Below are 22,411 nucleotides of genomic sequence, written 5' to 3' on the forward strand. Positions count from 1 at the left end.
AATTAAAATAATTGTTTTTTGTAGAAATAACTTACTGCTGTAAGCAATAAGCCGCCGATTGCAGCTAGGAAACTTTGTTCTGACCCTGTGTTTGGCAAAGTTACCATTTTACCATCTGCAGTTGAAACACTAATGGTCTTGTCTTCATTTGTAACAGCTCCAAGTGCTTCAGGAGCAACTACAGAGCCATCTTCAAGAACAAGATTCCCATTTTGAGTGCTGACAATGGAATCACCTGCGCTGGTTTGAACAGGTGCTTTTGTCACATCATGAACGACTTGTCCTGTTGAGCTTGAAGTGGTTCCAATTTGTGACTTCCCTTGTTGGTTCGCTTGATCAGTAGTTTTTGGCTGTTCATCTGGAACACCATCTAGGCTACCTGCGTTATCCTTATCTTGCGCCTTGTCTGAAGGTGCTGGTTTATCAGCTGGCACTCCGTCAAGACTTCCTGCGTTGTCTTTGTCTTGTGGTTTATCTGATGGTGTTGGAACACCATCTAGGCTACCTGCATTATTCTTATCCTGTGCCTTATCAGAAGTTGCTGGCTTGTCTGTTGATACCCCGTCAAGACTTCCTGCGTTGTCTTTGTCTTGTACACTTGGCGTTGTTGGGTCAACTGGAGTAACTGAAGGCTCTGTTGGCTGAGTTGCTGGTGCCTCTGTTTCTGTTGAAGCGCTTGGTGCTGTTGGCGTAACGACTTCTGTTGCTGGGGCAGAAGAATCAATTGGTGCAAGCTCGTCTGCTGATACATAACCAACTTGTGCAAGTGCGATAGTTGAAAGTACTAGTGTAGCTAATACTTGTTTCTTGTTCATTTTGGTTTTCCTTTTCTTTATTTATTTTTCGGGTTATAACCTTTTCCAGTTAAACGAAGCTCCATTCCTGATGGTGTCTTAACTTTTCGAGCTATAACTTGAGCATCTCTCTTAATAGTGCGAATTTGATCATAAACCTTTTTATAAGGTAAATGAAATTCAACATCCCTTAAAAGACCGTCTACGTATCCTCTAGCCTGTTTGACTGCATAGTCGGGCTTCAGAATAAGGTCTGTGCCGTCCTCTAAACGAGCTGTCGCACCTCCTTGTTTTCCTAAGTTTTTTAAGTCCTTTAGGCGGACGGTTATTTCATCTATCATAGATTTCTCCTTGAAGTTGAAAGGCGAAATAACGCTGTGCTGTGTAAAAACGTATTTTTACATCGGTATTTCATGCGCTGGGTTTATAGTCTAGGAACCCTTACTCCTTCAGCTTATGATCATTATCATGCTTTTTCGTTCAGTGGCTGGACTAGATATCCTTTTCTAGTTTGCTACTCGCCCCCGTTTCTTTTTTATCCATAGCCACGCTGTATCAGGGCAAGCCTTGTATTTAGTTTTCAAAGGTCTGTAGTTTAATGACTTCTCGGTCAATATAGATTTAACTTTACTAGGTTTAGTCCGATTCTGATCCTAACAGGTATTCAATGGTTACACCAAAGTATTCTGCTACTTTTTTAGCATTTTCAAGACTTATCTGACTGTATCCTGTTTCCCAGTTCGATATGGTGTTACGAAACACTCCTATCTGATCAGCCAAAGTCTGTTGTGACAACCTGCCTTTTTTTCGTAATTCTCTGATACGATTTTGTGTTTGTTCCCTCACATCTACTTGTCTCCTTCATTATTTGAACTTGATAGTATTTCATCATCCATCAGAGGAGCATTCTTCAGCTCCAGCATGACAAGCCCTATGCCATAAGCTAAGATCAATAATAAAGCCATTGTAACTATTTTAAACATTACTATCCTCCTGATATTGTTCCTTATTTTGTCCGATAAGTTATCTTCTTCAACCATCGAGGATTGATAGAAAACGGTGGAGTCGCTGATGGAAAATTCATACTCCCTCCTGTTGCCATGATAAGAAAATTTGGCTGAGTTTCTCAGCTCTTTCTTTTTTCGGTAAATCAAAAGCAGCTTTAGGAACCATGTAGATTTTCTCCTTCGGGCTACGACCTATCGTTAGCACTTTACCATCAATTGGTCTAAACTCATCTTTTAACATGTTTCAACTCCCTTAGACAATTCTGATAAATAGCTATTGAGTTTCATCTCCGACAGTTTATCTGGATAATAGTATGCAATCAGACTAGGGCACTCATCAGGGAATTTTCTAGAGTGCTCACTTTGTCCTGATAACTCCATAAAGCCCTGTTCTTTTTCGATAAGCAGAGCCATTTTCCAAAAACGAATCATCATTTTGTAGAAGTAGGCTGGGACATTCTGGATTGGTTTTCCTTCAGCCTCTCCTGTTTTAATTTTGAAAATCAATTTATCAAGCTCACGTTCAAGATCCTGTAACCACACCTCTCCATAAATTTCTTGATTCGCTAAGAGGTTCTTGTAATCTGTCTCAACTTTACGTTTTGATTGATAGATTTTATTTTCAAGAATTTTTGCATCTTTTCCAAACAAACTGAGTTTCTGAACTAGTTGAGGAGAAAGAAAACCATGTTGTCCCATTTTGAATGCTTCAGAAATTGATAAATCAGATAAAGATGACTCGCCCTCGTATCGATTAGTATCGTATGAGGACTCTGTCTGACTCCTCTCTGTATTTATTCCGTCCGGTTCGTGGACGTTTTGAAGTCCATTTTGCGGACGTCCGTTTTTGATACTTTCGCTATTATCAAGGCTTTGGGGTACTTTTTCATAGAGAACTTTACCAAAAGCATTAACCCTCTTCAGTAACTCACCATCAGATGAATAGTGCTCCACTATTTCTAAATTAGCATCCACTAGCTGTAGATAAAGTCTATTTGGCTTATTGAGCCCTTGCCTAACTTCTCGTAAGAGACCATGTTCTTGCAGTTCTTTCTTAATCTTAGTAACCTTCATCTTTCCCTTGTCCAATAGCAGCATCAGGTCAGAAACTGTAAAAATTAGAAAGACTGCTCCATTTTCATCAACGTAATCTCTATTGCCCTTCTGGAATGAACTGATACTTAATTTACAACGATTATAAAGAGCACCGTAAGCCAACTTAGCATCAGATGAAAGACCTGTGTAAGAACTAGTCAATTTGAGATAGCCGTTCTCATTGTGTTGAATACGGGTGAAAAATATTTCTGGAATTTGATAAAAAGTTAGAGTAGCTAGTTGATCAATTGTGATATCCGCCATTAGTAGCCTCCTACAACTTGTAACCTCAAGCCACCAGCTTCAGGAAAATAAACAAGATGTGTTTGCTCTAACTCTTCAATAGCTGCAATAGCACGGCTTCTATTCCATCCCATTGTATTCATCAAATCTAAAATCATTACGTCTCTAGTCAACCTTGAGACCTTTGTTTGGTGTTGTTTCATAGGTGATCCTTTCTTGTCACAAGCTAGTGTTAATTCACAGCAATATATCCCATCAATTCTGGATTATCTGACATTTTTTCTCCTTTCTTTAATTTTTGCAACGAAAAAAGAGAGCGATTTTCTCGCTCTCTCAAGTTTTATGATATTTAATTTTTCACTTTCCCAAAACTCTAGACACTTACAAATATTTTTTTATTTGACGTAAACAACACCAAGTTTACCAAAAGCAACTTCCCCGCGAATAATCAAGGTTTTGCTGGTTGGGGCTACAGGAGCGTCTGCCTTGGCTGCACCAAAGGATGTTTCTACTTTCAAGTCTACACGCCAGTGTTGTGGAACATAGACAGTTGCATTACCAAAAGCCACTTCAATATTCAGAGTGGCAAAATCACCTAACATCTCTGCGTTGTCATAGTAAATTTTTGCGTCTCCAAAAGCGACTTCCACTTGGTCATCTACGAGATCTTGATCTTGCTTATAGAAGGTCCCGCTACCAAAAGCGACTTCCTTATCCGTGTCGACTGTTCGTTCACCGTTGTACCACCATTTTTTGCCATACCAAAACTTACTTGAGTGAGTGAGATAGCCAACTCCTAGCACTGCTAAGATACTAGCCCAAAACAAAGACTGGTTTGGAATAGGAAAAATGTTATAAAAATGATTCGCAATCATTAAGGCTACTAGAGCGGTAAATACTGCCGATGTCAGGTGACGACGAAGTAAAGCTTCAACTGATTGGTAAGCAAAAAAGGCGATACCTAGCAAAGGCCATATCTTACCATCCAAAGAAGGAATTCCAAAATTCCCTTGCAGCAAGATCCAAGCTGCTAAAACCAATAAAACAATACCAAATGCTTTCTTTTTCATGTTTTTTACCTCATGTTTCTTAGATTTTCTTTTAGGAGGGATTGGTAATGTCGCGAGACATGAACCTCCTTGTGTGTCTGATAAAAGGAAATGGTGCCCGTTCCTGAAAAGGACTTGTCCACTGAGTAAATCTGACGGATGTTTGCTATAGTTGACTTGGACACTCGACTAAAATAACGAGGCAAGATGGACTCCAACTCATAAAGTTTGAGACGTACTTCATAGGCTTCCTTCTGGTTATGAGCGTATATCTTGCTCCCTTCTGTTTCAAAGAAGAGAATTTCTGAAAGGTCTAGATAATATTCACCTGTCCCCTTGTAAAAAGTCAACCTCGGAGCCTTTGACTCTTGCAAAAGTCGTTGCAAATCTGCAATTTCATCTGTCAAAGTGGGGGTCTTGATGACAATTTCAGTCTCTTCTAAATTGCCATCAATCTCAATTCGTAACTTCATCACATCTCCTTTCTGACTCTACTATATCAAAGCTAAGTTAGGAATACAAGGGCAAAAAAGCAAGTGGTCAATTTGAAGCAGTAAGTGGTTGTAGGACTAGCTTAACTTACATGTCAGAATAGGAAGAAAAGGATGCCCCACATGAGACCACAAACATAGCCAACCAAGACATCCTTGGGATAATGAACACCCCCTAAAACCCTCACCAACCCCAGCAAAGCTGAAAAGAGCAAGCATATCAATCCAACAGGTAGACTAGCATGCAGACAGGCCATGGAGATGATGGTTGCAGAAAAGACATGGCGACTAGGCATAGACTGTCCCGAACTATCCTTGTCAAGCAAGGGATGGATGTCCCAAGTTTCATAAGGGCGCGGGTGATTGATTTTTTTACGAAAAAGGGACAAGATCACAAAGCCTGTAGCGGGGACAAGCAAATAAACCACAACTTGCTTCCCCAGCCCTAGCTGCAGGTAAGTGGTGACTAGTAAGATCAGATAGACCAGGGGCATGGCGACTGTCATCAAACGATTGAAACTGCATAATAGGAATAAAAGAATTGGACGACTAGTTAGTCTGGAGCTGATATTTCGATACCATTCTTGATAATTTTTCATTTATAATTCTCATTCATTACCTTGTTTTTGTCTACTGGTGAGACATTTATCTTCTAGTATAGTGCAGAAAAAGAAGGCCGTCAAGCCTTCTTTTGATTTATTCTTCTGCTTCGTCTTCTGTAAACTGACTATTATACAAGTCAGCGTAGAAGCCACCTTGCGCCATCAGCTCCTCGTGATTGCCTTGTTCAATGATATTGCCTTCTTTCATGACAAGAATCAAGTCGGCATTTCGGATAGTAGACAAGCGGTGGGCAATGACAAAGGATGTGCGTCCTTCCATCAAACGGTCCATAGCTTTTTGGATCAATTCCTCTGTCCGTGTGTCAACAGAAGAAGTCGCCTCATCCAAAATCAAGAGCGGCGCATCCTTGAGAAGGGCACGAGCGATGGTCAAGAGTTGTTTTTGTCCAACAGACAAGGTCACGGTGTCATCCAAGATGGTATCATAGCCATCTGGCAAGGTCATGATAAAGTGGTGAATTCCCACAGCCTTGCTCGCTTCCATCATCCGCTCATCGCTGATGCCCGTTTGATTGTAGATGAGATTTTCTCGAATCGTTCCTTCAAAGAGCCAAGTGTCCTGCAAAACCATTGAAAAGGCATCATGTACTTCTGAGCGCTTCATATCCTTGGTATCCACACCATCGATACGGATACTTCCCTTATCAATCTCATAGAACTTCATCAAAAGATTGACAATGGTTGTCTTACCAGCCCCAGTCGGTCCAACAATGGCGACCTTTTGACCTGCCTGAGCTGTCGCAGAAAAGTCATGTATGATGGTGTGCTCTGGTGTATAACCAAAGGATACGCGATCAAATACCACTTCTCCTCTCATGCCAGTCAATTGTCTTTCCTTATGGGATTCATCCTGCATCTCAGCTTCACCTAGAAATTCAAAGACACGTCCCATGGCTGCACTCGCTTGTTGTAAACTCGTAATCCCTTGGGCAATCTGTGACAGGGGTTGAGAAAAGATACGCACGTAAGCCATAAAGGCTACGATAATCCCGATACTGATGTGCCCATTCAATGCCAAGGCTGCACCAACGATAATCACCAAGACGTAGCTAAAGTTTCCAATGAATATCATGATTGGCATCATAATCCCTGAAATAAACTGAGATTTCCAGATACTGTCATATAGACGATGATTTAATTTCGCAAATTCTTCTTTAGTGCTCTCGATAGCATTGTAACTGGTCACCACATTGTGGCCAGAGTACATTTCTTCCACATAACCATTGACGGCCGCTAGATTATTTTGTTGAGCTTTAAAATAGCCCTGTGACTTGGCCATGATTACGGAAATCGCCGCAAAACCAACAAGGGTTGATACAACTGTTACCAATGCCAAAATCCAGTTCATCCCAAACATGGTCACCAAGACAGCAATCAACAAGAAACTAGCTGAGAGTACTGTCCCAAGACTTTGGTTAAGAGACTGAGCTGCCGTATCCACATCATTGGTCACGCGCGAAAGGGTGTCTCCTTGTGAATGGCGGTCAAAATAGCCAAGTGGCAAACGATTGATTTTTTCAGCGATTGCTGTCCGCAAGCGTTTTGAAAAATGTTGGATACTCGTTGAAAAGATATAGGCCTGAGTATAATTAAGGATGACTCCAAACACATATAGGACAACCAAAAATCCAGCAATACTTGAAACAGCCTCTAAATCAATTTCTGTCATCAAGCCATCTGAAATCAAGTTAGTAATTTCTTTAATCTTAGTTGGACCATATACGGTTATGATGCTTGAAATGACTGCAGCCACAACTGCTATTAGGAGAGGGAGTTGGAGGCCTGTCATATAAGGTTTGCACTGTTTCCAGAACGACACTTTTTTATTTTCCATGTTCCAATTCCTCCTTCGATAGTTGTGAGTAGGCAATTTCTTGGTAGACTTCGTTGGTGGCTAGAAGTTCCTTGTGGGTGCCTTGTCCCACGACTTTTCCTTGATCCAATACTAAGATCAAGTCTGCATCCATAATGGTAGAAATCCGCTGCGCTACGATGAGCTTGGTCATGGATTTTGTTTTCTCAGCTAGTTCTTGGCGCAGGACACGATCTGTCTTGTAGTCCAAGGCTGAGAAAGAGTCATCGAAGATGAGAATCTCTGGTTTACGAGACAAGGCACGCGCAATGGCCAAACGCTGTCTTTGTCCTCCTGAGAAGTTAGTTCCACCTTGGGCCACTTCTGAGTCAAGACCTGCTTCCTTGTCCTCGATAAAGTTTTTAGACTGGGCCAACTCCAGAGCTTGCCACATGGCAGTCTCACTTAGAGGACTTTCTTGGCTCTTACCAAAGTCGAGATTGCCCTTGACATCTCCAGAAAAGAGCACGGCTTTCTGCGGAATATAGCCGACCTTATTGCGCAGGTCTTCCAAGTCGTAATCTTGCACATTGACACCATCTACTAGGATTTGACCAGCTGATACATCGTAAAAACGAGGAATCAGATTGACCAAGGTAGATTTACCAGAACCAGTTGAACCGATAAAGGCAACTGTTTGACCCGCTTCGGCTTTAAAAGTAACATGTTCCACAACTGCTTCTGAGTTGTTAGAGTAGCGGAAGGTTACGTCACGGAATTCCACTTGTCCCTGAACTGCAGGATCCGCTGTCTGTGGGTGACTAGGATTCTCAATAGAGGAATAAAGGTCCAGCACTTGATTGATACGTCCTGCCGAAACCAAGGTACGAGGAAGAACGATAAAGAGTGCTCCCATGAGAAGGAAGCCCATCACGACCTGCATGGCATAAGACATGAAGACCACCATATCACTAAAGAGCGGCAGACGATTTGTTAAACTAGCATCGTTGATAAGATAGGCACCAATCCAATAAATAGCCAAGGTCAAACCGCTGGAAATCGCCATCATAATCGGGTTCATAATAGCCATCAATCGATTGACAAAGAGATTGAGACGCGTCACTTCATCATTGGCTGCTTCAAATTTCTTATCTTGGTAATCCTCAGCATTATAAGCACGAACAACCCGAATCCCTGTCAAGCTTTCACGAGTGATGCTATTGAGTTTATCTGTCAATTTTTGAATGACAGATTGTTTTGGAAAGGCCAGAGTCATGAGAACAGTGGTCATCAAGACATTGACAACGACTGCCACCACTACTGCCCAGAGCCAGTATTCCGACTTGCCAAGGATTTTTCCAATGGCCCAGATGGCCATGATAGGCCCACGAGTGACTACCTGGAGTCCCATGGTAAAGAGCATCTGAATCTGAGTGATATCATTGGTCGTCCGAGTCAAAAGACTGGGGATTGAAAAACGTTTGATTTCCGTTTGCGAAAAATCTAGAACACGATTAAAAACATCACTTCGCAAGTGAGTTGTGTATGACGCCGCAACACGAGAAGCAAAAAATCCAACTGTTACAGATGACATAAAAGCTAGAAGAGATAAGCCCATCATCTTCGCAGCAGGAGACCATAGTTGTCCTAACTCCGTACCCGGTGTTCCAATCAATTCTGTTATTTCTGAAATATAGGTCGGCACTTCTAACTCGAGATAGACCGAGAAACAAGTGAAAAGCACGGTGAGTAGGATCATGCCCCACTCTTTTCCTGTAATACGTTTAGCGAGTTTCTTCATTCTCTCCTCCTATTTTTTCTACATTAGCCTGTAGTTGTCCGAGGACTTCTTCAAAAATGGCTAGCTTTTCCTTTGAAATTCCTTCCAGTAGACTCCTGTCAATCCGATCAAAGAAAGACTTGACTTGCTTCATCTGAGAACGTGATTTGTCGGTCAAACGAACAAATTTTGCTCGTTTATCACTTGAACTGACCTCTAACTTTACCAAACCATTTTGCACCATACGCTTGACTAAATTACTAGCAACGGACTTGGTGACATTGAGTTCTTGCTCGATATCCTTAATCAAGACCAGTTCCTCTTTTTGTTCACAATGATCTAAAAATCTCAGAACCTGCCCTTGCGGTCCACCCATAAATTCAATGCCACTACGCTTGGCTTCTTTCTGTACCATCAGGTGAACCTGGTGCCCAAAACGTTTAAAAATCAACATCGGTTTGTCCATATCTGCTTCCTCCCAAACAAAAAATAGTTCTCTTGAGAACAATTAAGTTTCCATGAGAACTATTTTATCATTTTCAGAAAAGATGTCAAGAAAAAAGTTTCCTTGAGAACTATTTTAGTTTAAATTGACATTAGGCAATATTTTTTCTATAATAAGCACTAACTACTGTGGATAGAAATCCATTCACTCGATGAAGGGAGAAAACTTTCAAATGAAACCAGAAGAACAAAGAGTTTTAGGGATTTTAGCAACCATTTTTGGAGCCATCGCACTTTTAGGGTCCTGGATCCCGTTTATTAACTATCTATCGTTTTTCATCGCCATTATCGCTTTAATCCTAGGGATTATCGGCCTTATCGTCAACCTCAAAAAACGAAAAACAATGGCCATTATCGGAACATCCCTCGCAGTTGCCTCTGTTGTACTTTTCTTTACGACCCAGATACTGTACGCTAATATCTACAAAGAGTTTGCCAGGGAGTTTAACCGTTCCTATAGAGAAGCTAGCTCCTCAATGGAACGCGACTTGACAGATGATACCATTGATTCACTCCCCAAAGATGAGGAAGAAGACGATACCTTCACTTGGACCCAAGAACAGTTCGACGCTTTAATCGAAGGTGACCTTGACAACAAAGGAAAAGGTGGTACTAACTACAAGGATATTATCAAAAAGCACGGACTACCAGACTCCGAGTTTGACTTCACTCTTAAGGGTTACAATACGAAAAAAATCACCTATATCTCTATTGGAGACAAGATTAAGACTGTTACCTTAACTTTTGCAAAAGATGACAATAGACAGCTCTTGCTCGTCCAAAAACATGCAGTCGGTCTAGGTCTAGAAAAAAGCAAGCAACAAAACGATTCTGAAACCAGAGTCTAAGTTCAAATATCAAAAAAACGAACAGCTAGTGAAACTGTTCGTTTTTCAATTAGAATCCGTCTACGTTGGTGTAAATCTTTTGTACGTCTTCGTCGTCCTCAAGAACGCTGTAAAGTTTTTCAAAGGTTTCAAGGTCGTCACCTGACAATTCTACTTCTGACTGAGGAATCATTTCTAATTCTGTCACTTGGAATTCTTCTACACCTGACTCACGAAGGGCAACGATAGCCTTATGAAGATCAGTTGGAGCTGTGTAAACAGTGATTGTTCCTTCTTCTGCTTCAACATCGTCCACATCCACATCTGCTTCTAGCAAAAGTTCAAAGATTGCATCCGCATCATCACCTGCAAATACGATAACACCCTTGTTGTCAAAGAGGTAAGAAACAGAACCTGAAGCCCCCATGTTTCCACCGTTTTTACCAAAGGCAGCACGGACATTGGCTGCTGTACGGTTGACGTTTGAAGTCAAGGTATCAACGATCAACATAGAACCATTTGGTCCGAATCCTTCGTAACGTCCTTCTGTAAAGGTTTCGTCTGTGTTTCCTTTTGCTTTATCAATCGCTTTATCGATAACGTGTTTTGGCACTTGGGCTTGTTTAGCACGGTCGATAACGAATTTCAAAGCAGTGTTTGATTCTGGGTCTGGATCACCTTTTTTAGCTGCTACATAGATTTCTACACCAAATTTTGCATATACTTTAGAGTTAGCTCCATCTTTAGCCGTTTTCTTAGCTACGATATTGGCCCATTTACGTCCCATTAGGAATCTCCTTTTTTCACATTTTAATCTTTCTTATTATAACACAAGTCCATCTGATTTTCACTAGAGGAAATGGATTTTATTCAGCAAATCCAGCTAGGATTGTCCTTTGGCTTCCAAGATTTCCTTGCCTTCTTTTATCAGGGGATGGCGGAAAAGTGAAAAGTACAGTTGGATAGTCATGGCAACCCAGATAAGAGGTTCACAGAGGATAACTCCCGTATACCCTGCCCAAGGGATAATCAAAACTACGAAAACGATTTTCCCGATTAGTTCTATAAAGCTGGAAATAAGTGGTAAGATTTTTTGCCCCAAACCCTGCAAGCAATTGCGATAAATCAACAAGAGGCTCAAAATCGGATAAAAGACTGAACTGATTTGCAGGTAGAGGCTACCATTTTCTACCAAGTAATTATCCGTTGAACTGGCCAAGAAGGAAACCAAGGTAGGACTGGCAAAAAAGAGAAAGATACAGACAAAACCTGCCCAGGACATGCTCAGGCGACTCCCAATACCAAGACCTTGAACAATGCGGTCGGGTCGTTTCGCACCAAGATTCTGAGAAGCAAAGGTCGTCATGGCAGAAGAAATAGCCGTCATAGGAAGCAGAGCAAAGGTCATAATGCGTCGAGCCGCTGTTTGCGCACTTATAATCACGGCTCCAAAGGTATTGACAGAAGACTGTAAAATCACACTACCGATAGACACAATCGAACTCATCAAACCAATAGCCAAACCTTGCTCCAAAAGATCCGCGTACAAGCTCTTGTCCCATTTGAAATGTTTAAACTGTGGCAAGAGTTCTGGAACACTCTTGCGGATATAATAAAAGCAGAGAACCGCTGACAAGCCTTGCGAGATAATAGTAGCAAGTCCCGCAGATTGAACCCCCAGTTGTAGCTGCGTAATAAAATAGAGATCTAGAACCACATTGACCAGAGCAGAGAAAATCAGAAAACCAAGCGCAGCCAGACTGTCACCAATAGACCGCAAGAGCCCTGCAAAGAGATTATAAGCGAAGCTGACGCCTACACAGGTCACAATCATAGAAATATATTGATAGGACTGGGGAAGGATTTCCGCCGGAGTATCCAAGTATTGCAAGAGTGGATAGAGGCCGACAAATCCCATCAGCATGACTAAAATACTTAGAAGCCCTCCTAAAATCCAGGTTGCAGCAACCGCTTCCTTGATTTTGGTGAAATTACGGGCACCGTAATAACGAGCAATGACAATTCCCATCCCATTTCCAACACCAAGCGTAAAGCCTATAATCAAGTCAAAAATGGCAGTTGTCGCCCCTACGGCAGCCAAGGAATCTTGACCAAGAAAACGCCCAACAATCAAGACGTCAGCCGTATTATAAAGCTGTTGAAAGATATTAGACAGTAAGATTGGAAAGGCAAAGCTTAAAAGCGAAGGAAGGATTGGACCATTGACCAAATCCACTTTTCTTTTCTTATTCATAAAGCTATTATATCAGCTTTCTAAAGGAGCGACAAGAATTGCTTGGATTTCTTAAAATCAATTGCTTACAGAGGGACAATTTGCTATAATCAAGAAAAGGAGGTCATTTATGAGTTTGACCAGTCAATTAATAACAGATGCATTTCCGGATCTTGATAAGGTTGAAAAGCTAAACAAGGAAGCTTTCCCTGAGGAAGAACGAGTCCCTCTGTCAGAGTTTTTACGCTATCAAGACCGAGATGACGCCCACTTCTTTGCCTTTTATAACCAGGAAGAGTTTGTCGGCTTTGCTTTCTCTATTTCCAACCCCAAAGCTTTCTATATCAGCTTTTTTGCCATCATGCCCCACCTGAGAAGCCACGGGTACGGAAAGGAAATTATCGAAAAGCTAACAGATTTTTACCAGCGAACCATGTTGCTGGAAGTCGAGCGATTAGATGAAGAATGCGATAACTTGGAGCAAAGGAAGGCTAGAATGGACTTCTATCGCCAAAATGGTTTCAAAACAGCCAACGCTTTTCTAGAGTACGATGATTTGAGTTTTGAAATTCTCTACCGCGGTGACCATTTCGACGAGGAAGCCTATCGCGACATCTTCCAGAAGTTACAGGATGAACATTACTTTGACTTTCATATCGAGTATCGTCGTTTTAGTGACCATTAGTTCTTTCATCTGAAACAAACATAAAAAGTAGCAGTTCCTATCTGCTACTTTTTATGTTATTCTTCGATTTCGATTTCAAGTCCATCGCCTAGGTCAAGTGTTACTTCTTGGTTAGGTGCTAGATCCTCAACGCCAGAAGTAGGAGTTGCCCCTTCTTCATCTTCAATCAAGCCATATTGAACACGAACTTGATGGTCGATGGCATCAAAGATCTCTGGGTGATCTGCCAAGTATTTCTTAGCATTTTCAGATCCTTGTCCGATTTTTTCACCCTTGTAAGAGTACCATGCTCCTGCTTTTTGGATGATATCGAGATCACTTGCAATCTTCAAGAGCTCACCAGTCTTAGAAATCCCTTCTCCATACATGATTTCAACAAAGGCTTCCTTAAACGGTGGAGCCACCTTATTTTTAACAACCTTGATCTTGGTTTCCTTACCGACATTGGTGTCTTTTTGGTCACCGGTTCCCTTAATCTGTGTGCTTCCACGAACATCCAAACGGACTGAAGCGTAGAATTTCAGAGCACGTCCACCAGGGGTTGTTTCTGGGTTTCCAAACATGACCCCAACTTTTTCACGCAACTGGTTGATAAAGATGGCAATTGTTTTGGTCTTATTGATAGAAGCTCCAAGTTTACGCATGGCCTGACTCATCATACGAGCCTGCAAACCAACGTGGCTGTCTCCAATGTCCCCATCAATTTCTGCACGAGGTACAAGAGCCGCAACTGAGTCGATAACGACGAGGTCAACTGCACCTGAGTCAATCAATTTTCCTGCAATTTCAAGACCTTGCTCACCTGAGTCTGGTTGTGACAAGAGCAATTCATCAATATTTACACCAAGGGCTGCTGCATAAGCTGGATCCAGAGCATGCTCGGCATCGATAAAGGCCGCAATGCCACCTTCTTTCTGTGCTTGCGCTACTGCGTGAAGGGCAACTGTTGTTTTACCAGATGATTCTGGTCCATAGATTTCGACGATACGTCCCTTAGGATAACCACCTGATCCAAGTGCAATATCAAGCGCCAATGAGCCTGAGCTCATCACTTGCACTTTTTGCTCCGCACGCTCACCCAAGCGCATGATTGAACCCTTACCAAAGTCTTTCTCAATCAATTTAAGGGCATCGTTCAAAGCCTTTTCACGATCTGCTCCAAATTTTTTTGAAATTTCATCTAATTTTTTTGGTTTTTTCGCCATTCTATTCTCCTGTATTCTAATAGTCCTAAGACCTATCTACTATTATATCAAAAGTTAGTCACTTAATAAAGCCTTGCGAACTAGGTTAAAGGCATGCATAACCGCAATCTGACGAACATCTGCTCGGCTCCGCCCTGCGATATTAGCCTTGATAACTTCTGTTCCTTTTGCATGCGCCAAGCCAATAAAGACCGTCCCAGCTGGATGCCCCTCTAGGCTATCTGGCCCAGCCACACCCGTCAAACTCACTCCATAATCTGACTGAGTCTTGAACCGTGCCTGCTCTGCCATTTTTTGAGCCGTAAACTCTGAAACGACCCCATGTTTTTTAAGCTCTTGCTCGGAAATATCCAGCATCTTAGACTTTTCTTCTAGACTGTAGGTGACAAAACCGCCATTAAAAATGGCTGAAACTCCTGAAAAGTTCGCTAAAGTAGCCTGAAATAGGCCTGCAGTTAAACTCTCTGCTGCAGTAATGCTTTTCTGTCTCTTCTTTAGCTCTTCTACAACGACACTTGCTAGACTGGTTTCTTCCCCATATCCATAACAGATATCTCTCAAAGAGAGTCCCTCGAAGGTCTGGCGACTTAATATTTGATTTTCCAATATATCCAGCACTTGATTCGCTTCTTCTTGACTGCTAGCTTTTGTTGACAGACGTAGAGTTACCTCCCCTGTCTTTGCATAAGGTGCCAAGGTCGGATCGGTTTGATGGTCAATCAAATCCGCCAAAATGGTCACCAACTGACTTTCACCAATCCCAAAGAAACGGAGCACTCGTGAGTACAACTTAGCACCCGTCATTAACTTGGGTAAGAGCTGATTTAAGACCATGGGTTTCAACTCACTAGGAGGTCCTGGAAGGACTACGTAGGTCACGCCATCTACTTCCGATACCCCTCCTACCGCTAAGCCTGTCTCATTTGGCAGTGGAGTTGCCCCTTCTACAATTTGTGCTTGCCTCTCGTTATTGGGTGTCCGAGCATAGTCTGGCCTTTGAGCAAAAAAGACATCCAGTTTCTCTTGCGCTTGAGGGTCAAACACTAAGTTTTTTCCCCAAAATTTTGCCAGAGTTTGTTTGGTTAAATCATCCTCAGTTGGCCCCAAGCCCCCTGTCAAAATGACTAGACTGCTACGCAAGCTCGCAATCTCTAGTAAGGACATGAGACGCGCTTCATTATCTCCGACAGCTGTTTGGAAGTAGACATCTACTCCGATTTCTGCTAGCTTTTCTGACAAAAACTGGGCGTTGGTATTGACGATCTGCCCTGTCAAAATTTCTGTTCCTACAGCAATAATTTCTGCTTTCATCTTTCCTCCTACCTATCTATTCGGATTCTTTTTGAAAAAATCGCAGGAAAGTCCCACGATTTGATTTTTCATTTTATTCGGATTCTTCGCCTAAAGTATTTGTTGAAGGCACTGTTCGACCATAAAGATGTTCATACAGAACAGCGTTGGTCTCCAACTCTGCTACGTCCTCTCTCCCTAGGGAACGACGCAAGAGATTTTGCATTTCCAGCATATGCTCCGTCGTTACGATTTGATAAGAGATTCCTTGCAACTCAGCATCTTCACCACGAAGTTGATGAGTTTCGATGTTTTTAAAAGAATCTTGGTAACCAAGTAGTTGTGGAATACTGGATGCAGACAAATCAACATTCGTCTGCATATTATCACTAAGCGCTTTTAAGATAGCTTGATAATGACTGATACTATTGAGGCTCAAGACCTTTTCCATAATCTTTTGAATGACTTCACGTTGACGTTTTTGACGACCATAGTCTCCCTCAGGATCCTGATAACGCATCCGTGAATAGACCAGAGCTTCCTCACCATTCAAAGTTTGCTCACCGACTCCAATCGAGATTTTATTAAATTCTTCCTGGTCAGCAATCGAAATCGGGAAACCAAGCGTATTGTTGACTGTAATGCCCCCAACTGCATCAACTAACTGTTGGAGTCCTTGCATGTTGACCATCACATAGCGATCGATATGGATGTTCATCATTTTTTGAATGGTTGAAATAGCCAACTCTGCACCTCCATTTGCATAAGCCGCATTGAGTTTTGCCTCCTGAATTTGGCCATTTCCAAGATCAATCTTGGTCAAAATATCCCGTTCTAAACTCATCATAGTGGTTTTCTTGGTTTTCGGATTGACCGTCAAAAGAATCATGGAATCACTATTCCCCGCCCAAGGGTCTGTACGTTCTACATTTCCCGTATCCACCCCCATCAGAAGAATAGTCAAAGGCTCTGTTGCCTCGATAACGTTGGTTTCTTCACCAATTTTCTTATAAGTTTTTTTACTTAAGGTTTCAGTTCCTTGATAATAAATAGTATAGGCATAAGCACCCACACCTAAAGCCGTTACTGCTAGAAAAGCTAATAGCATTCCGATTATTTTTTTTACCATCTTATCATTTATCTATCAGTCTACCCATCAGGTAAACGTCTAAAAATATCCCTTCTTCTAAATAGGCTCCTCTTTCTTGTAAGCCTTCTGTAACAAATCCAAATTTTGAATAGAGGTGGATAGCTGCCTCGTTGCGCTTTTGTACACTGAGCTGCAAACGACGCAGAACTCCACTAGTTTTAGCCCACTCAATTCCCTCTTCAAGGAGTATGCTTCCTAAGCCATGATTCCAAAACTTCCTTTGGATGACCAGAAAGATATCCCCAATGTGACGAATCCGTATACGTTGCTCTGCCGTGATGTTCAAAACACCTGCAATTTCATCATTCAGGAGAGCTAGGAGAGTGATTTGGTTATCTGAAGTTGCTTGCTTTTCAATAAAAAGCGCCATTTCAGATTCTGTCATCAGGATACCATTTTCATCCAGACTGGTGAAATCTGTCTCCTGTCCAACTAAATCCAAAAATGCAACCAAAGCAGCGGCATCTTGATCTTCAGCCTCACGAATACAAAGTTCATACTCCATTTTGAAGCTCCTTAATCAATTGCTCAGCACGAGGACCCTGAGCGGAAAAATAGAGGCGACGACCTTCAGCCTCTTTCAAGAGTTCCAACTCCAAGTAGGAATCTGGTAAATCCTCACCCAGAAGATGTCCCCACTCGATAACGGTCACACCACCACCAAAGAGAAACTCATCCAAGTCAATCGAATCAGCATCCCCCTCAATCCGATAGACATCCAAGTGGTAGAGCGGAAGGCGACCCTCATACTCTCTCACGATGGTGTAAGTTGGACTTTTGATCATCTGACGAATACCCAAGCCCTTGGCAAGACCCTTGGTAAAGGTTGTTTTACCAGCACCCAATTCCCCAGACAAGATCAAAACATCATTTTTTTGGAGCAAGGTTCCTAGGCGTTCTCCCAGATTGATCAGCTCTTCTTCATTTTTTGTGTACATGTTACTATTATACCAAAAAGTTTTCTTTTGTGTGAATTTTCTTTACAAACTTACTATAACAACTTTGGTAAAATAAGGGATTTTTATTGATAGAAAAGTGTTTTTAAAAGAATATACATATGGCGCTAACAAGTAAAATATCTCGGATTACGTGGCCGTAAAAGGAAAATTCTCTTCTCATAGATTTTGGAAATAAAAACCGAGCAAAAATGAAGCCTAAACCAACATAAAAAACAATGGATAAAACTGTCATTGGATTTCTCAAGAACAGCACGGTCGCCAGAACTGTCAGGATAACTGTTTTTTTCTTATTGAGAGCGGCTCCCAAATCTCGGCTGTATTTTTCAAACGGTAAAAAGACAAGTAAATCAATGCCAAACAAGAAAAAGAAGGAAGGCAAGAAAAGGTCTACCAACTCTTGCTGAAAAGCTGTCTGTGTTAAAATAGTCTCCGACAACACCAGACAGACACCTACTAGGTTTAAGACCAACAAGGTACTATAAAATAGTTTCACTTTTTTCTGACTGTTTATAATGCTATGAACATCCTGATTTTGGGTATAAAAGAAATTCATCCCCGCGCACAGACCTGATGCCAATACGATAAACACTAGAAAATAGGCGCTTGATTGCTTTAAGGTTAAGATGGTTCCCTTCCACAATAAACAGCTACTCAGACTAATCTGGATCAAAGCCAGTAACAATAAGATGCGAATTGATTTTATCATTTTCAGTTCCCCCTTCGTATACATGATTATACTCTGCGTGAAAGATAAAATCCCTCCCTTCTTCTCAAGTGTCCTGTTTTAACGCTCAACTGACAAAAATGGAAAATTATTAGTGAGGATTATTTTTAAGTTCTGACAGCTCCCTTATCCGATATTTTTTGCTTTTTTTGAGAATGAACTATAAAAATTGTTGAAGCGATTTGAGAGATATTGCGTCGTGCTCACCTAACCCCAATAGGTAGAAGAGTAAAACAAAAGAGAACCCAAAGGTTCTCTTGTTTGCTTTTATTCCACTGTTTCTTCAACTTGGATTTCCACAGTTTCGTCTACTGGAGCATTTTCTGTCTCTTCTTGTTCTGGAGCCAGATATTCTGCTTCATTGATAGCTTGTGGTTCAAGGTTACGGTAGCGAGCCATACCAGTACCTGCTGGGATGATCTTACCGATGATAACATTTTCCTTGAGTCCAAGGAGATGGTCTTTCTTACCACGGATGGCCGCATCTGTAAGAACACGAGTTGTTTCCTGGAAGGAAGCCGCTGACAAGAAACTGTTGGTTTCAAGTGAGGCTTTGGTAATTCCCATAAGGACTGGACGACCAGTCGCTGGAACACCACCTGCGATAAGAACATCTTTGTTGGCATCTGTAAAGTCGTTGATATCCATAAGAGTACCCATGAGAAGGTCTGTATCCCCTGGATCCATGACACGAACTTTGCGGATCATTTGACGAACCATTACCTCGATGTGTTTGTCACCGATTTCTACCCCTTGGCTACGGTAAACTTTTTGTACTTCACCGAGAAGGTAGGTTTCAACTGACAAGACATCACGAACAGCAAGGAGACGTTTTGGTTGGATAGAACCTTCTGTAAGAGCTGCACCGCGAGAGACTTGGTCTCCAACTTCGACACGCATGCGTGCTGTAAATGGCACCACGTATTCACCTTCGCCAGTTTCACCCTTAACAAAGACCTTCTTGGTACGAGTTGATGCATCTTCTTCGATGGCTGTAACCTCACCCTTGACTTCTGTGATGACTGCTTCTCCTTTCGGATTGCGGGCTTCAAAGATTTCTTGGACACGAGGAAGACCTTGAGTGATATCGGTATTTGAGGCAACCCCACCCGTGTGGAAGGTACGCATGGTAAGCTGTGTACCAGGTTCCCCGATAGATTGGGCAGCGATTGTACCAACTGCTTCACCAACTTCAACCGCATCACCAGTCGCCAAGTTGATACCGTAACAGTGACGGCAGACTCCATGACGAGTGTTACATGTAAATACGGAGCGGATAGTCACTTCTTCCACACCAGCATTGACAATTTCACGCGCCTTGTCTTCTGTAATCAACTCATTTGGACCAATGATCACTGCACCAGTTTCTGGATGTTTAACAGTTTTCTTAGTGTAACGACCATTGAGACGCTCTTCGAGAGACTCGATCATCTCTTTTCCTTCTGCGATAGAACGGATCAAGAGACCACGGTCTGTTCCACAGTCGTCCTCACGGATGATAACGTCTTGGGCAACGTCAACCAAACGACGAGTCAGATAACCTGAGTCGGCTGTCTTAAGGGCTGTATCGGTCATACCTTTACGAGCACCGTGAGTTGAGAAGAACATTTCGAGTACTGACAAACCTTCGCGGAAGTTTGAAAGGATTGGCAATTCCATGATACGTCCGTTCGGAGCAGCCATCAAACCACGCATACCGGCAAGCTGTGAGAAGTTTGAGATGTTACCACGAGCTCCTGAGTCCATCATCATAACGATTGGGTTCTTAGGATCTTGGTTAGCAACCAAACGTTTCTCCAATTTTTCACGAGCCGCACGCCATTCAGCTGTAACAGCGTTGTAGCGCTCATCGTCCGTAATCATACCACGACGGAATTGTTTGGTGATTTGTTCTACACGTTTGTGTGATTCTTCAATGATTTCAGCCTTGTCTTCAACCACTGGAATATCAGCAATCCCCACTGTCAATCCTGCAAGAGTTGAGTGGTGGTAACCGAGGTTCTTCATACGGTCAAGCAGGGCAGATGTTTCTGTCGTACGGAAACGTTTGAAGATTTCAGCGATGATATTTCCAAGGTTTTTCTTCTTGAATGGAGGGTTGAGTTCAAGGTTGCGAATAGCTTCCTTGATATCTCCACCTAGTGGCAAGAAGTACTTAGCTGGAACACCTTCTGTTAAGTTAGCATTTGTTGGTTCTTGCAAGTAAGGTAGACCCTCTGGCATGATGTCGTTGAAGAGGATTTTACCAACAGTTGTCAGCAAGACCTTGTGTTTTTGCTCTTCTGTCCATGGTTTGTTGAGGCTGTCTGTTGCGATACCAACACGTGAGTGGAGGTGAACATAGCCATTGCGGTAAGCCATAACAGCTTCGTCACGGTCTTTGAAGACCATTCCTTCACCTTCACGACCAGCTTCTTCCATGGTCAAATAGTAGTTACCCAAAACCATATCTTGAGATGGAGTAACAACTGGTTTCCCATCTTTCGGGTTCAAGATGTGCTCTGCAGCCAACATCAAGATACGAGCTTCTGCTTGAGCTTCTTCTGAAAGCGGTACGTGGATAGCCATTTGGTCCCCGTCAAAGTCGGCATTGTAGGCTTCACAGACAAGTGGGTGCAAGCGAAGGGCCTTACCATCGATCAAGACTGGCTCGAAGGCTTGGATACCCAAACGGTGAAGGGTCGGTGCGCGGTTCAGAAGAACTGGGTGTTCTTTGATGACTTCCTCAAGGATATCCCAGATACGCTCATCTCCACGTTCTACCAAGCGTTTAGCTGCTTTAACGTTTTGCACGATGTCACGGGCAACGATTTCACGCATCACAAATGGTTTAAAGAGCTCGATCGCCATTTCGCGTGGCACACCACATTGGTACATCTTAAGAGTTGGACCAACAGCGATAACGGAACGTCCTGAGAAGTCAACACGTTTACCGAGCAAGTTTTGACGGAAGCGTCCTTGTTTCCCTTTGAGCATGTGGCTCAATGATTTTAGTGGACGGCTACCTGGTCCTGTGATTGGACGACCACGACGACCATTATCAATCAAAGCGTCAACCGCTTCTTGAAGCATACGCTTCTCATTTTGAACGATGATACCTGGTGCATTCAACTCAAGCAAACGAGCCAAACGGTTGTTACGGTTGATAACACGGCGGTAAAGGTCGTTCAAGTCAGATGAGGCAAAACGGCCACCATCCAACTGCAACATTGGACGGAGATCTGGTGGAATAACTGGGAGGATGTTAAGAACCATCCATTCAGGTTTGTTCCCAGACTTGTAAAAGGCATCCAAAACATCCAAACGACGGATAGCTTTGACACGTTTTTGTCCAGTAGCTGTTTTCAACTCTTCTTTAAGTTCAGTAATTTCTTTTTCAAGATCTACTTGTTTCAAAAGGTCTTGGATGGCTTCGGCACCCATCTTAGCAACGAATGATCCATAGCCATACTCACGCAAGCGCTCACGGTATTCGCGCTCTGTCATGATAGACTTGTGCTCAAGTGGTGTATCCTTAGGATCAATCACCACATAAGCCGCAAAGTAGATAACTTCCTCGAGGGCACGAGGGCTCATATCAAGGGTCAAGCCCATACGGCTTGGAATCCCCTTGAAATACCAGATGTGAGATACAGGAGCTTTCAACTCGATGTGCCCCATACGCTCACGACGAACTTTTGTACGCGTTACTTCAACCCCACAACGGTCACAAACAATCCCTCTGTAACGAATGCGTTTGTACTTACCACAAGCACATTCCCAGTCTTTTGTAGGACCAAAGATGACTTCGTCAAAGAGTCCTTCACGTTCTGGTTTCAACGTACGGTAATTGATTGTTTCAGGTTTTTTGACTTCTCCATAAGACCATGAACGGACTTTGCTTGGAGAAGCTAGGGTGATTTGCATACTTTTAAAACGATTTACATCAACCACTATTTCTTCCCTTTCTATTCTAAGTGA

Annotated in this window: 24 protein-coding genes and 1 pseudogene; 2 read left to right on the forward strand and 23 right to left on the reverse strand. The window is 42.4% G+C overall.

The window, feature by feature from the left end; genetic code table 11:
• Window positions 1–2: 2 nt before the first annotated feature.
• The 14 genes and pseudogenes from D8804_RS01885 to D8804_RS01940 all read right to left on the reverse strand — a co-directional run bounded on the left by D8804_RS01885 (window position 3) and on the right by D8804_RS01940 (window position 9,340).
• Window positions 3–815: an LPXTG cell wall anchor domain-containing protein gene (locus D8804_RS01885; RefSeq protein ID WP_125398640.1), complete on the reverse strand. Its 813-nt coding sequence runs from the start codon at window positions 813–815 to the stop codon at window positions 3–5.
• Window positions 816–832: 17 nt separating this feature from the next.
• Window positions 833–1,135 (reverse strand): hypothetical protein, encoded by a 303-nt coding sequence (locus D8804_RS01890; RefSeq protein ID WP_125398641.1) that lies wholly within the window; start codon window positions 1,133–1,135, stop codon window positions 833–835.
• A gap of 295 nt (window positions 1,136–1,430) precedes the next feature.
• Window positions 1,431–1,640, reverse strand: coding sequence for a helix-turn-helix transcriptional regulator (locus tag D8804_RS01895; protein WP_125398642.1), 210 nt, complete (start codon window positions 1,638–1,640; stop codon window positions 1,431–1,433).
• A gap of 2 nt (window positions 1,641–1,642) precedes the next feature.
• Complete coding sequence (locus tag D8804_RS10165; protein ID WP_260472318.1) at window positions 1,643–1,777, reverse strand: hypothetical protein; 135 nt, start codon at window positions 1,775–1,777, stop codon at window positions 1,643–1,645.
• A gap of 23 nt (window positions 1,778–1,800) precedes the next feature.
• Window positions 1,801–1,890, reverse strand: a pseudogene (locus tag D8804_RS10440) (thiopurine S-methyltransferase); the annotation flags it as partial.
• Window positions 1,875–2,042, reverse strand: coding sequence for a hypothetical protein (locus D8804_RS10055; protein ID WP_185774014.1), 168 nt, complete (start codon window positions 2,040–2,042; stop codon window positions 1,875–1,877). The gene D8804_RS10055 and the pseudogene D8804_RS10440, both read right to left, overlap by 16 nt.
• The gene (locus tag D8804_RS01905; RefSeq protein ID WP_125398643.1) at window positions 2,036–3,160 is read right to left on the reverse strand and encodes a replication initiator protein A; all 1,125 of its coding nucleotides are present in this window, start codon (window positions 3,158–3,160) and stop codon (window positions 2,036–2,038) included. The genes D8804_RS10055 and D8804_RS01905 overlap by 7 nt, the downstream gene beginning before the upstream one ends.
• The gene (locus tag D8804_RS10120; protein ID WP_125398644.1) at window positions 3,160–3,342 is read right to left on the reverse strand and encodes a hypothetical protein; all 183 of its coding nucleotides are present in this window, start codon (window positions 3,340–3,342) and stop codon (window positions 3,160–3,162) included. The genes D8804_RS01905 and D8804_RS10120 overlap by 1 nt, the downstream gene beginning before the upstream one ends.
• A gap of 192 nt (window positions 3,343–3,534) precedes the next feature.
• Entirely contained in the window at window positions 3,535–4,209 is a 675-nt protein-coding gene (locus D8804_RS01915) for a LiaF transmembrane domain-containing protein (RefSeq protein WP_125398645.1), read from the reverse strand.
• Window positions 4,210–4,214: 5 nt separating this feature from the next.
• Complete coding sequence (locus D8804_RS01920; RefSeq protein ID WP_000776591.1) at window positions 4,215–4,661, reverse strand: LytTR family DNA-binding domain-containing protein; 447 nt, start codon at window positions 4,659–4,661, stop codon at window positions 4,215–4,217.
• Between the two features lie 113 nt (window positions 4,662–4,774).
• Window positions 4,775–5,278 carry a phosphatase PAP2 family protein gene (locus D8804_RS01925; protein ID WP_125398646.1) on the reverse strand — a complete coding sequence of 168 codons (504 nt, stop codon included), beginning with the start codon at window positions 5,276–5,278 and terminating at the stop codon, window positions 4,775–4,777.
• 97 nt (window positions 5,279–5,375) lie between these two features.
• Window positions 5,376–7,136 (reverse strand): ABC transporter ATP-binding protein, encoded by a 1,761-nt coding sequence (locus tag D8804_RS01930; RefSeq protein WP_125398647.1) that lies wholly within the window; start codon window positions 7,134–7,136, stop codon window positions 5,376–5,378.
• Complete coding sequence (locus D8804_RS01935; RefSeq protein WP_125398648.1) at window positions 7,126–8,895, reverse strand: ABC transporter ATP-binding protein; 1,770 nt, start codon at window positions 8,893–8,895, stop codon at window positions 7,126–7,128. The genes D8804_RS01930 and D8804_RS01935 overlap by 11 nt, the downstream gene beginning before the upstream one ends.
• Window positions 8,879–9,340: a MarR family winged helix-turn-helix transcriptional regulator gene (locus D8804_RS01940; protein WP_125398649.1), complete on the reverse strand. Its 462-nt coding sequence runs from the start codon at window positions 9,338–9,340 to the stop codon at window positions 8,879–8,881. The genes D8804_RS01935 and D8804_RS01940 overlap by 17 nt, the downstream gene beginning before the upstream one ends.
• A gap of 190 nt (window positions 9,341–9,530) precedes the next feature.
• On the opposite strand from D8804_RS01940, the gene D8804_RS01945 reads away from it, so the two are divergent.
• Complete coding sequence (locus tag D8804_RS01945) at window positions 9,531–10,226, forward strand: CD20-like domain-containing protein (protein WP_125398650.1); 696 nt, start codon at window positions 9,531–9,533, stop codon at window positions 10,224–10,226.
• Between the two features lie 49 nt (window positions 10,227–10,275).
• Here the strand turns inward: D8804_RS01945 and D8804_RS01950 are convergent, their stop codons facing one another.
• Both D8804_RS01950 and D8804_RS01955 read right to left on the reverse strand, forming a co-directional pair.
• Window positions 10,276–10,992, reverse strand: coding sequence for a YebC/PmpR family DNA-binding transcriptional regulator (locus D8804_RS01950; protein WP_125398651.1), 717 nt, complete (start codon window positions 10,990–10,992; stop codon window positions 10,276–10,278).
• Between the two features lie 96 nt (window positions 10,993–11,088).
• Window positions 11,089–12,459: an MATE family efflux transporter gene (locus D8804_RS01955; protein ID WP_125398652.1), complete on the reverse strand. Its 1,371-nt coding sequence runs from the start codon at window positions 12,457–12,459 to the stop codon at window positions 11,089–11,091.
• A gap of 109 nt (window positions 12,460–12,568) precedes the next feature.
• Here D8804_RS01955 and D8804_RS01960 point away from each other — a divergent pair, with 109 nt between their 5' ends.
• Window positions 12,569–13,123, forward strand: a complete 555-nt coding sequence (locus tag D8804_RS01960) for a GNAT family N-acetyltransferase (RefSeq protein ID WP_000060279.1) — start codon at window positions 12,569–12,571, stop codon at window positions 13,121–13,123.
• 56 nt (window positions 13,124–13,179) lie between these two features.
• Here the strand turns inward: D8804_RS01960 and recA are convergent, their stop codons facing one another.
• From recA to rpoC, 7 genes are all read right to left on the reverse strand, one after another.
• A complete protein-coding gene (gene recA, locus D8804_RS01965; protein ID WP_125398653.1) occupies window positions 13,180–14,328 on the reverse strand; it encodes a recombinase RecA in 1,149 nt (382 codons plus the stop codon).
• A gap of 54 nt (window positions 14,329–14,382) precedes the next feature.
• Complete coding sequence (locus tag D8804_RS01970) at window positions 14,383–15,639, reverse strand: competence/damage-inducible protein A (protein WP_125398654.1); 1,257 nt, start codon at window positions 15,637–15,639, stop codon at window positions 14,383–14,385.
• Window positions 15,640–15,712: 73 nt separating this feature from the next.
• The gene (lytR, locus tag D8804_RS01975) at window positions 15,713–16,747 is read right to left on the reverse strand and encodes a glycopolymer--peptidoglycan transferase LytR (protein WP_125398655.1); all 1,035 of its coding nucleotides are present in this window, start codon (window positions 16,745–16,747) and stop codon (window positions 15,713–15,715) included.
• A 4-nt stretch (window positions 16,748–16,751) separates the two neighbouring features.
• Window positions 16,752–17,273: a GNAT family N-acetyltransferase gene (locus D8804_RS01980; protein ID WP_125398656.1), complete on the reverse strand. Its 522-nt coding sequence runs from the start codon at window positions 17,271–17,273 to the stop codon at window positions 16,752–16,754.
• A complete protein-coding gene (gene tsaE / locus D8804_RS01985) occupies window positions 17,263–17,706 on the reverse strand; it encodes a tRNA (adenosine(37)-N6)-threonylcarbamoyltransferase complex ATPase subunit type 1 TsaE (RefSeq protein ID WP_061453994.1) in 444 nt (147 codons plus the stop codon). The genes D8804_RS01980 and tsaE overlap by 11 nt, the downstream gene beginning before the upstream one ends.
• 103 nt (window positions 17,707–17,809) lie before the next feature.
• The gene (locus D8804_RS01990; RefSeq protein WP_125398657.1) at window positions 17,810–18,433 is read right to left on the reverse strand and encodes a hypothetical protein; all 624 of its coding nucleotides are present in this window, start codon (window positions 18,431–18,433) and stop codon (window positions 17,810–17,812) included.
• A 285-nt stretch (window positions 18,434–18,718) separates the two neighbouring features.
• Complete coding sequence (gene rpoC, locus D8804_RS01995) at window positions 18,719–22,384, reverse strand: DNA-directed RNA polymerase subunit beta' (RefSeq protein WP_185774015.1); 3,666 nt, start codon at window positions 22,382–22,384, stop codon at window positions 18,719–18,721.
• Between the last annotated feature and the right edge of the window lie 27 nt (window positions 22,385–22,411).

Source organism: Streptococcus oralis (assembly GCF_003944215.1).
Lineage (GTDB): Bacteria > Bacillota > Bacilli > Lactobacillales > Streptococcaceae > Streptococcus > Streptococcus oralis_BI.

What these genes read in the sequence shown, in the direction of transcription:
- D8804_RS01885 (WP_125398640.1), bottom strand. Translation starts at nt 815, where the DNA reads ATGAACAAGAAACAAGTATTAGCTACACTAGTACTTTCAACTATCGCA.
- D8804_RS01890 (WP_125398641.1), bottom strand. Translation starts at nt 1,135, where the DNA reads ATGATAGATGAAATAACCGTCCGCCTAAAGGACTTAAAAAACTTAGGA.
- D8804_RS10165 (WP_260472318.1), bottom strand. Translation starts at nt 1,777, where the DNA reads ATGTTTAAAATAGTTACAATGGCTTTATTATTGATCTTAGCTTATGGC.
- D8804_RS10055 (WP_185774014.1), bottom strand. Translation starts at nt 2,042, where the DNA reads ATGTTAAAAGATGAGTTTAGACCAATTGATGGTAAAGTGCTAACGATA.
- D8804_RS01905 (WP_125398643.1), bottom strand. Translation starts at nt 3,160, where the DNA reads ATGGCGGATATCACAATTGATCAACTAGCTACTCTAACTTTTTATCAA.
- D8804_RS10120 (WP_125398644.1), bottom strand. Translation starts at nt 3,342, where the DNA reads ATGAAACAACACCAAACAAAGGTCTCAAGGTTGACTAGAGACGTAATG.
- D8804_RS01915 (WP_125398645.1), bottom strand. Translation starts at nt 4,209, where the DNA reads ATGAAAAAGAAAGCATTTGGTATTGTTTTATTGGTTTTAGCAGCTTGG.
- D8804_RS01920 (WP_000776591.1), bottom strand. Translation starts at nt 4,661, where the DNA reads ATGAAGTTACGAATTGAGATTGATGGCAATTTAGAAGAGACTGAAATT.
- D8804_RS01925 (WP_125398646.1), bottom strand. Translation starts at nt 5,278, where the DNA reads ATGAAAAATTATCAAGAATGGTATCGAAATATCAGCTCCAGACTAACT.
- D8804_RS01930 (WP_125398647.1), bottom strand. Translation starts at nt 7,136, where the DNA reads ATGGAAAATAAAAAAGTGTCGTTCTGGAAACAGTGCAAACCTTATATG.
- D8804_RS01935 (WP_125398648.1), bottom strand. Translation starts at nt 8,895, where the DNA reads ATGAAGAAACTCGCTAAACGTATTACAGGAAAAGAGTGGGGCATGATC.
- D8804_RS01940 (WP_125398649.1), bottom strand. Translation starts at nt 9,340, where the DNA reads ATGGACAAACCGATGTTGATTTTTAAACGTTTTGGGCACCAGGTTCAC.
- D8804_RS01945 (WP_125398650.1), top strand. Translation starts at nt 9,531, where the DNA reads ATGAAGGGAGAAAACTTTCAAATGAAACCAGAAGAACAAAGAGTTTTA.
- D8804_RS01950 (WP_125398651.1), bottom strand. Translation starts at nt 10,992, where the DNA reads ATGGGACGTAAATGGGCCAATATCGTAGCTAAGAAAACGGCTAAAGAT.
- D8804_RS01955 (WP_125398652.1), bottom strand. Translation starts at nt 12,459, where the DNA reads ATGAATAAGAAAAGAAAAGTGGATTTGGTCAATGGTCCAATCCTTCCT.
- D8804_RS01960 (WP_000060279.1), top strand. Translation starts at nt 12,569, where the DNA reads ATGAGTTTGACCAGTCAATTAATAACAGATGCATTTCCGGATCTTGAT.
- recA (WP_125398653.1), bottom strand. Translation starts at nt 14,328, where the DNA reads ATGGCGAAAAAACCAAAAAAATTAGATGAAATTTCAAAAAAATTTGGA.
- D8804_RS01970 (WP_125398654.1), bottom strand. Translation starts at nt 15,639, where the DNA reads ATGAAAGCAGAAATTATTGCTGTAGGAACAGAAATTTTGACAGGGCAG.
- lytR (WP_125398655.1), bottom strand. Translation starts at nt 16,747, where the DNA reads ATGGTAAAAAAAATAATCGGAATGCTATTAGCTTTTCTAGCAGTAACG.
- D8804_RS01980 (WP_125398656.1), bottom strand. Translation starts at nt 17,273, where the DNA reads ATGGAGTATGAACTTTGTATTCGTGAGGCTGAAGATCAAGATGCCGCT.
- tsaE (WP_061453994.1), bottom strand. Translation starts at nt 17,706, where the DNA reads ATGTACACAAAAAATGAAGAAGAGCTGATCAATCTGGGAGAACGCCTA.
- D8804_RS01990 (WP_125398657.1), bottom strand. Translation starts at nt 18,433, where the DNA reads ATGATAAAATCAATTCGCATCTTATTGTTACTGGCTTTGATCCAGATT.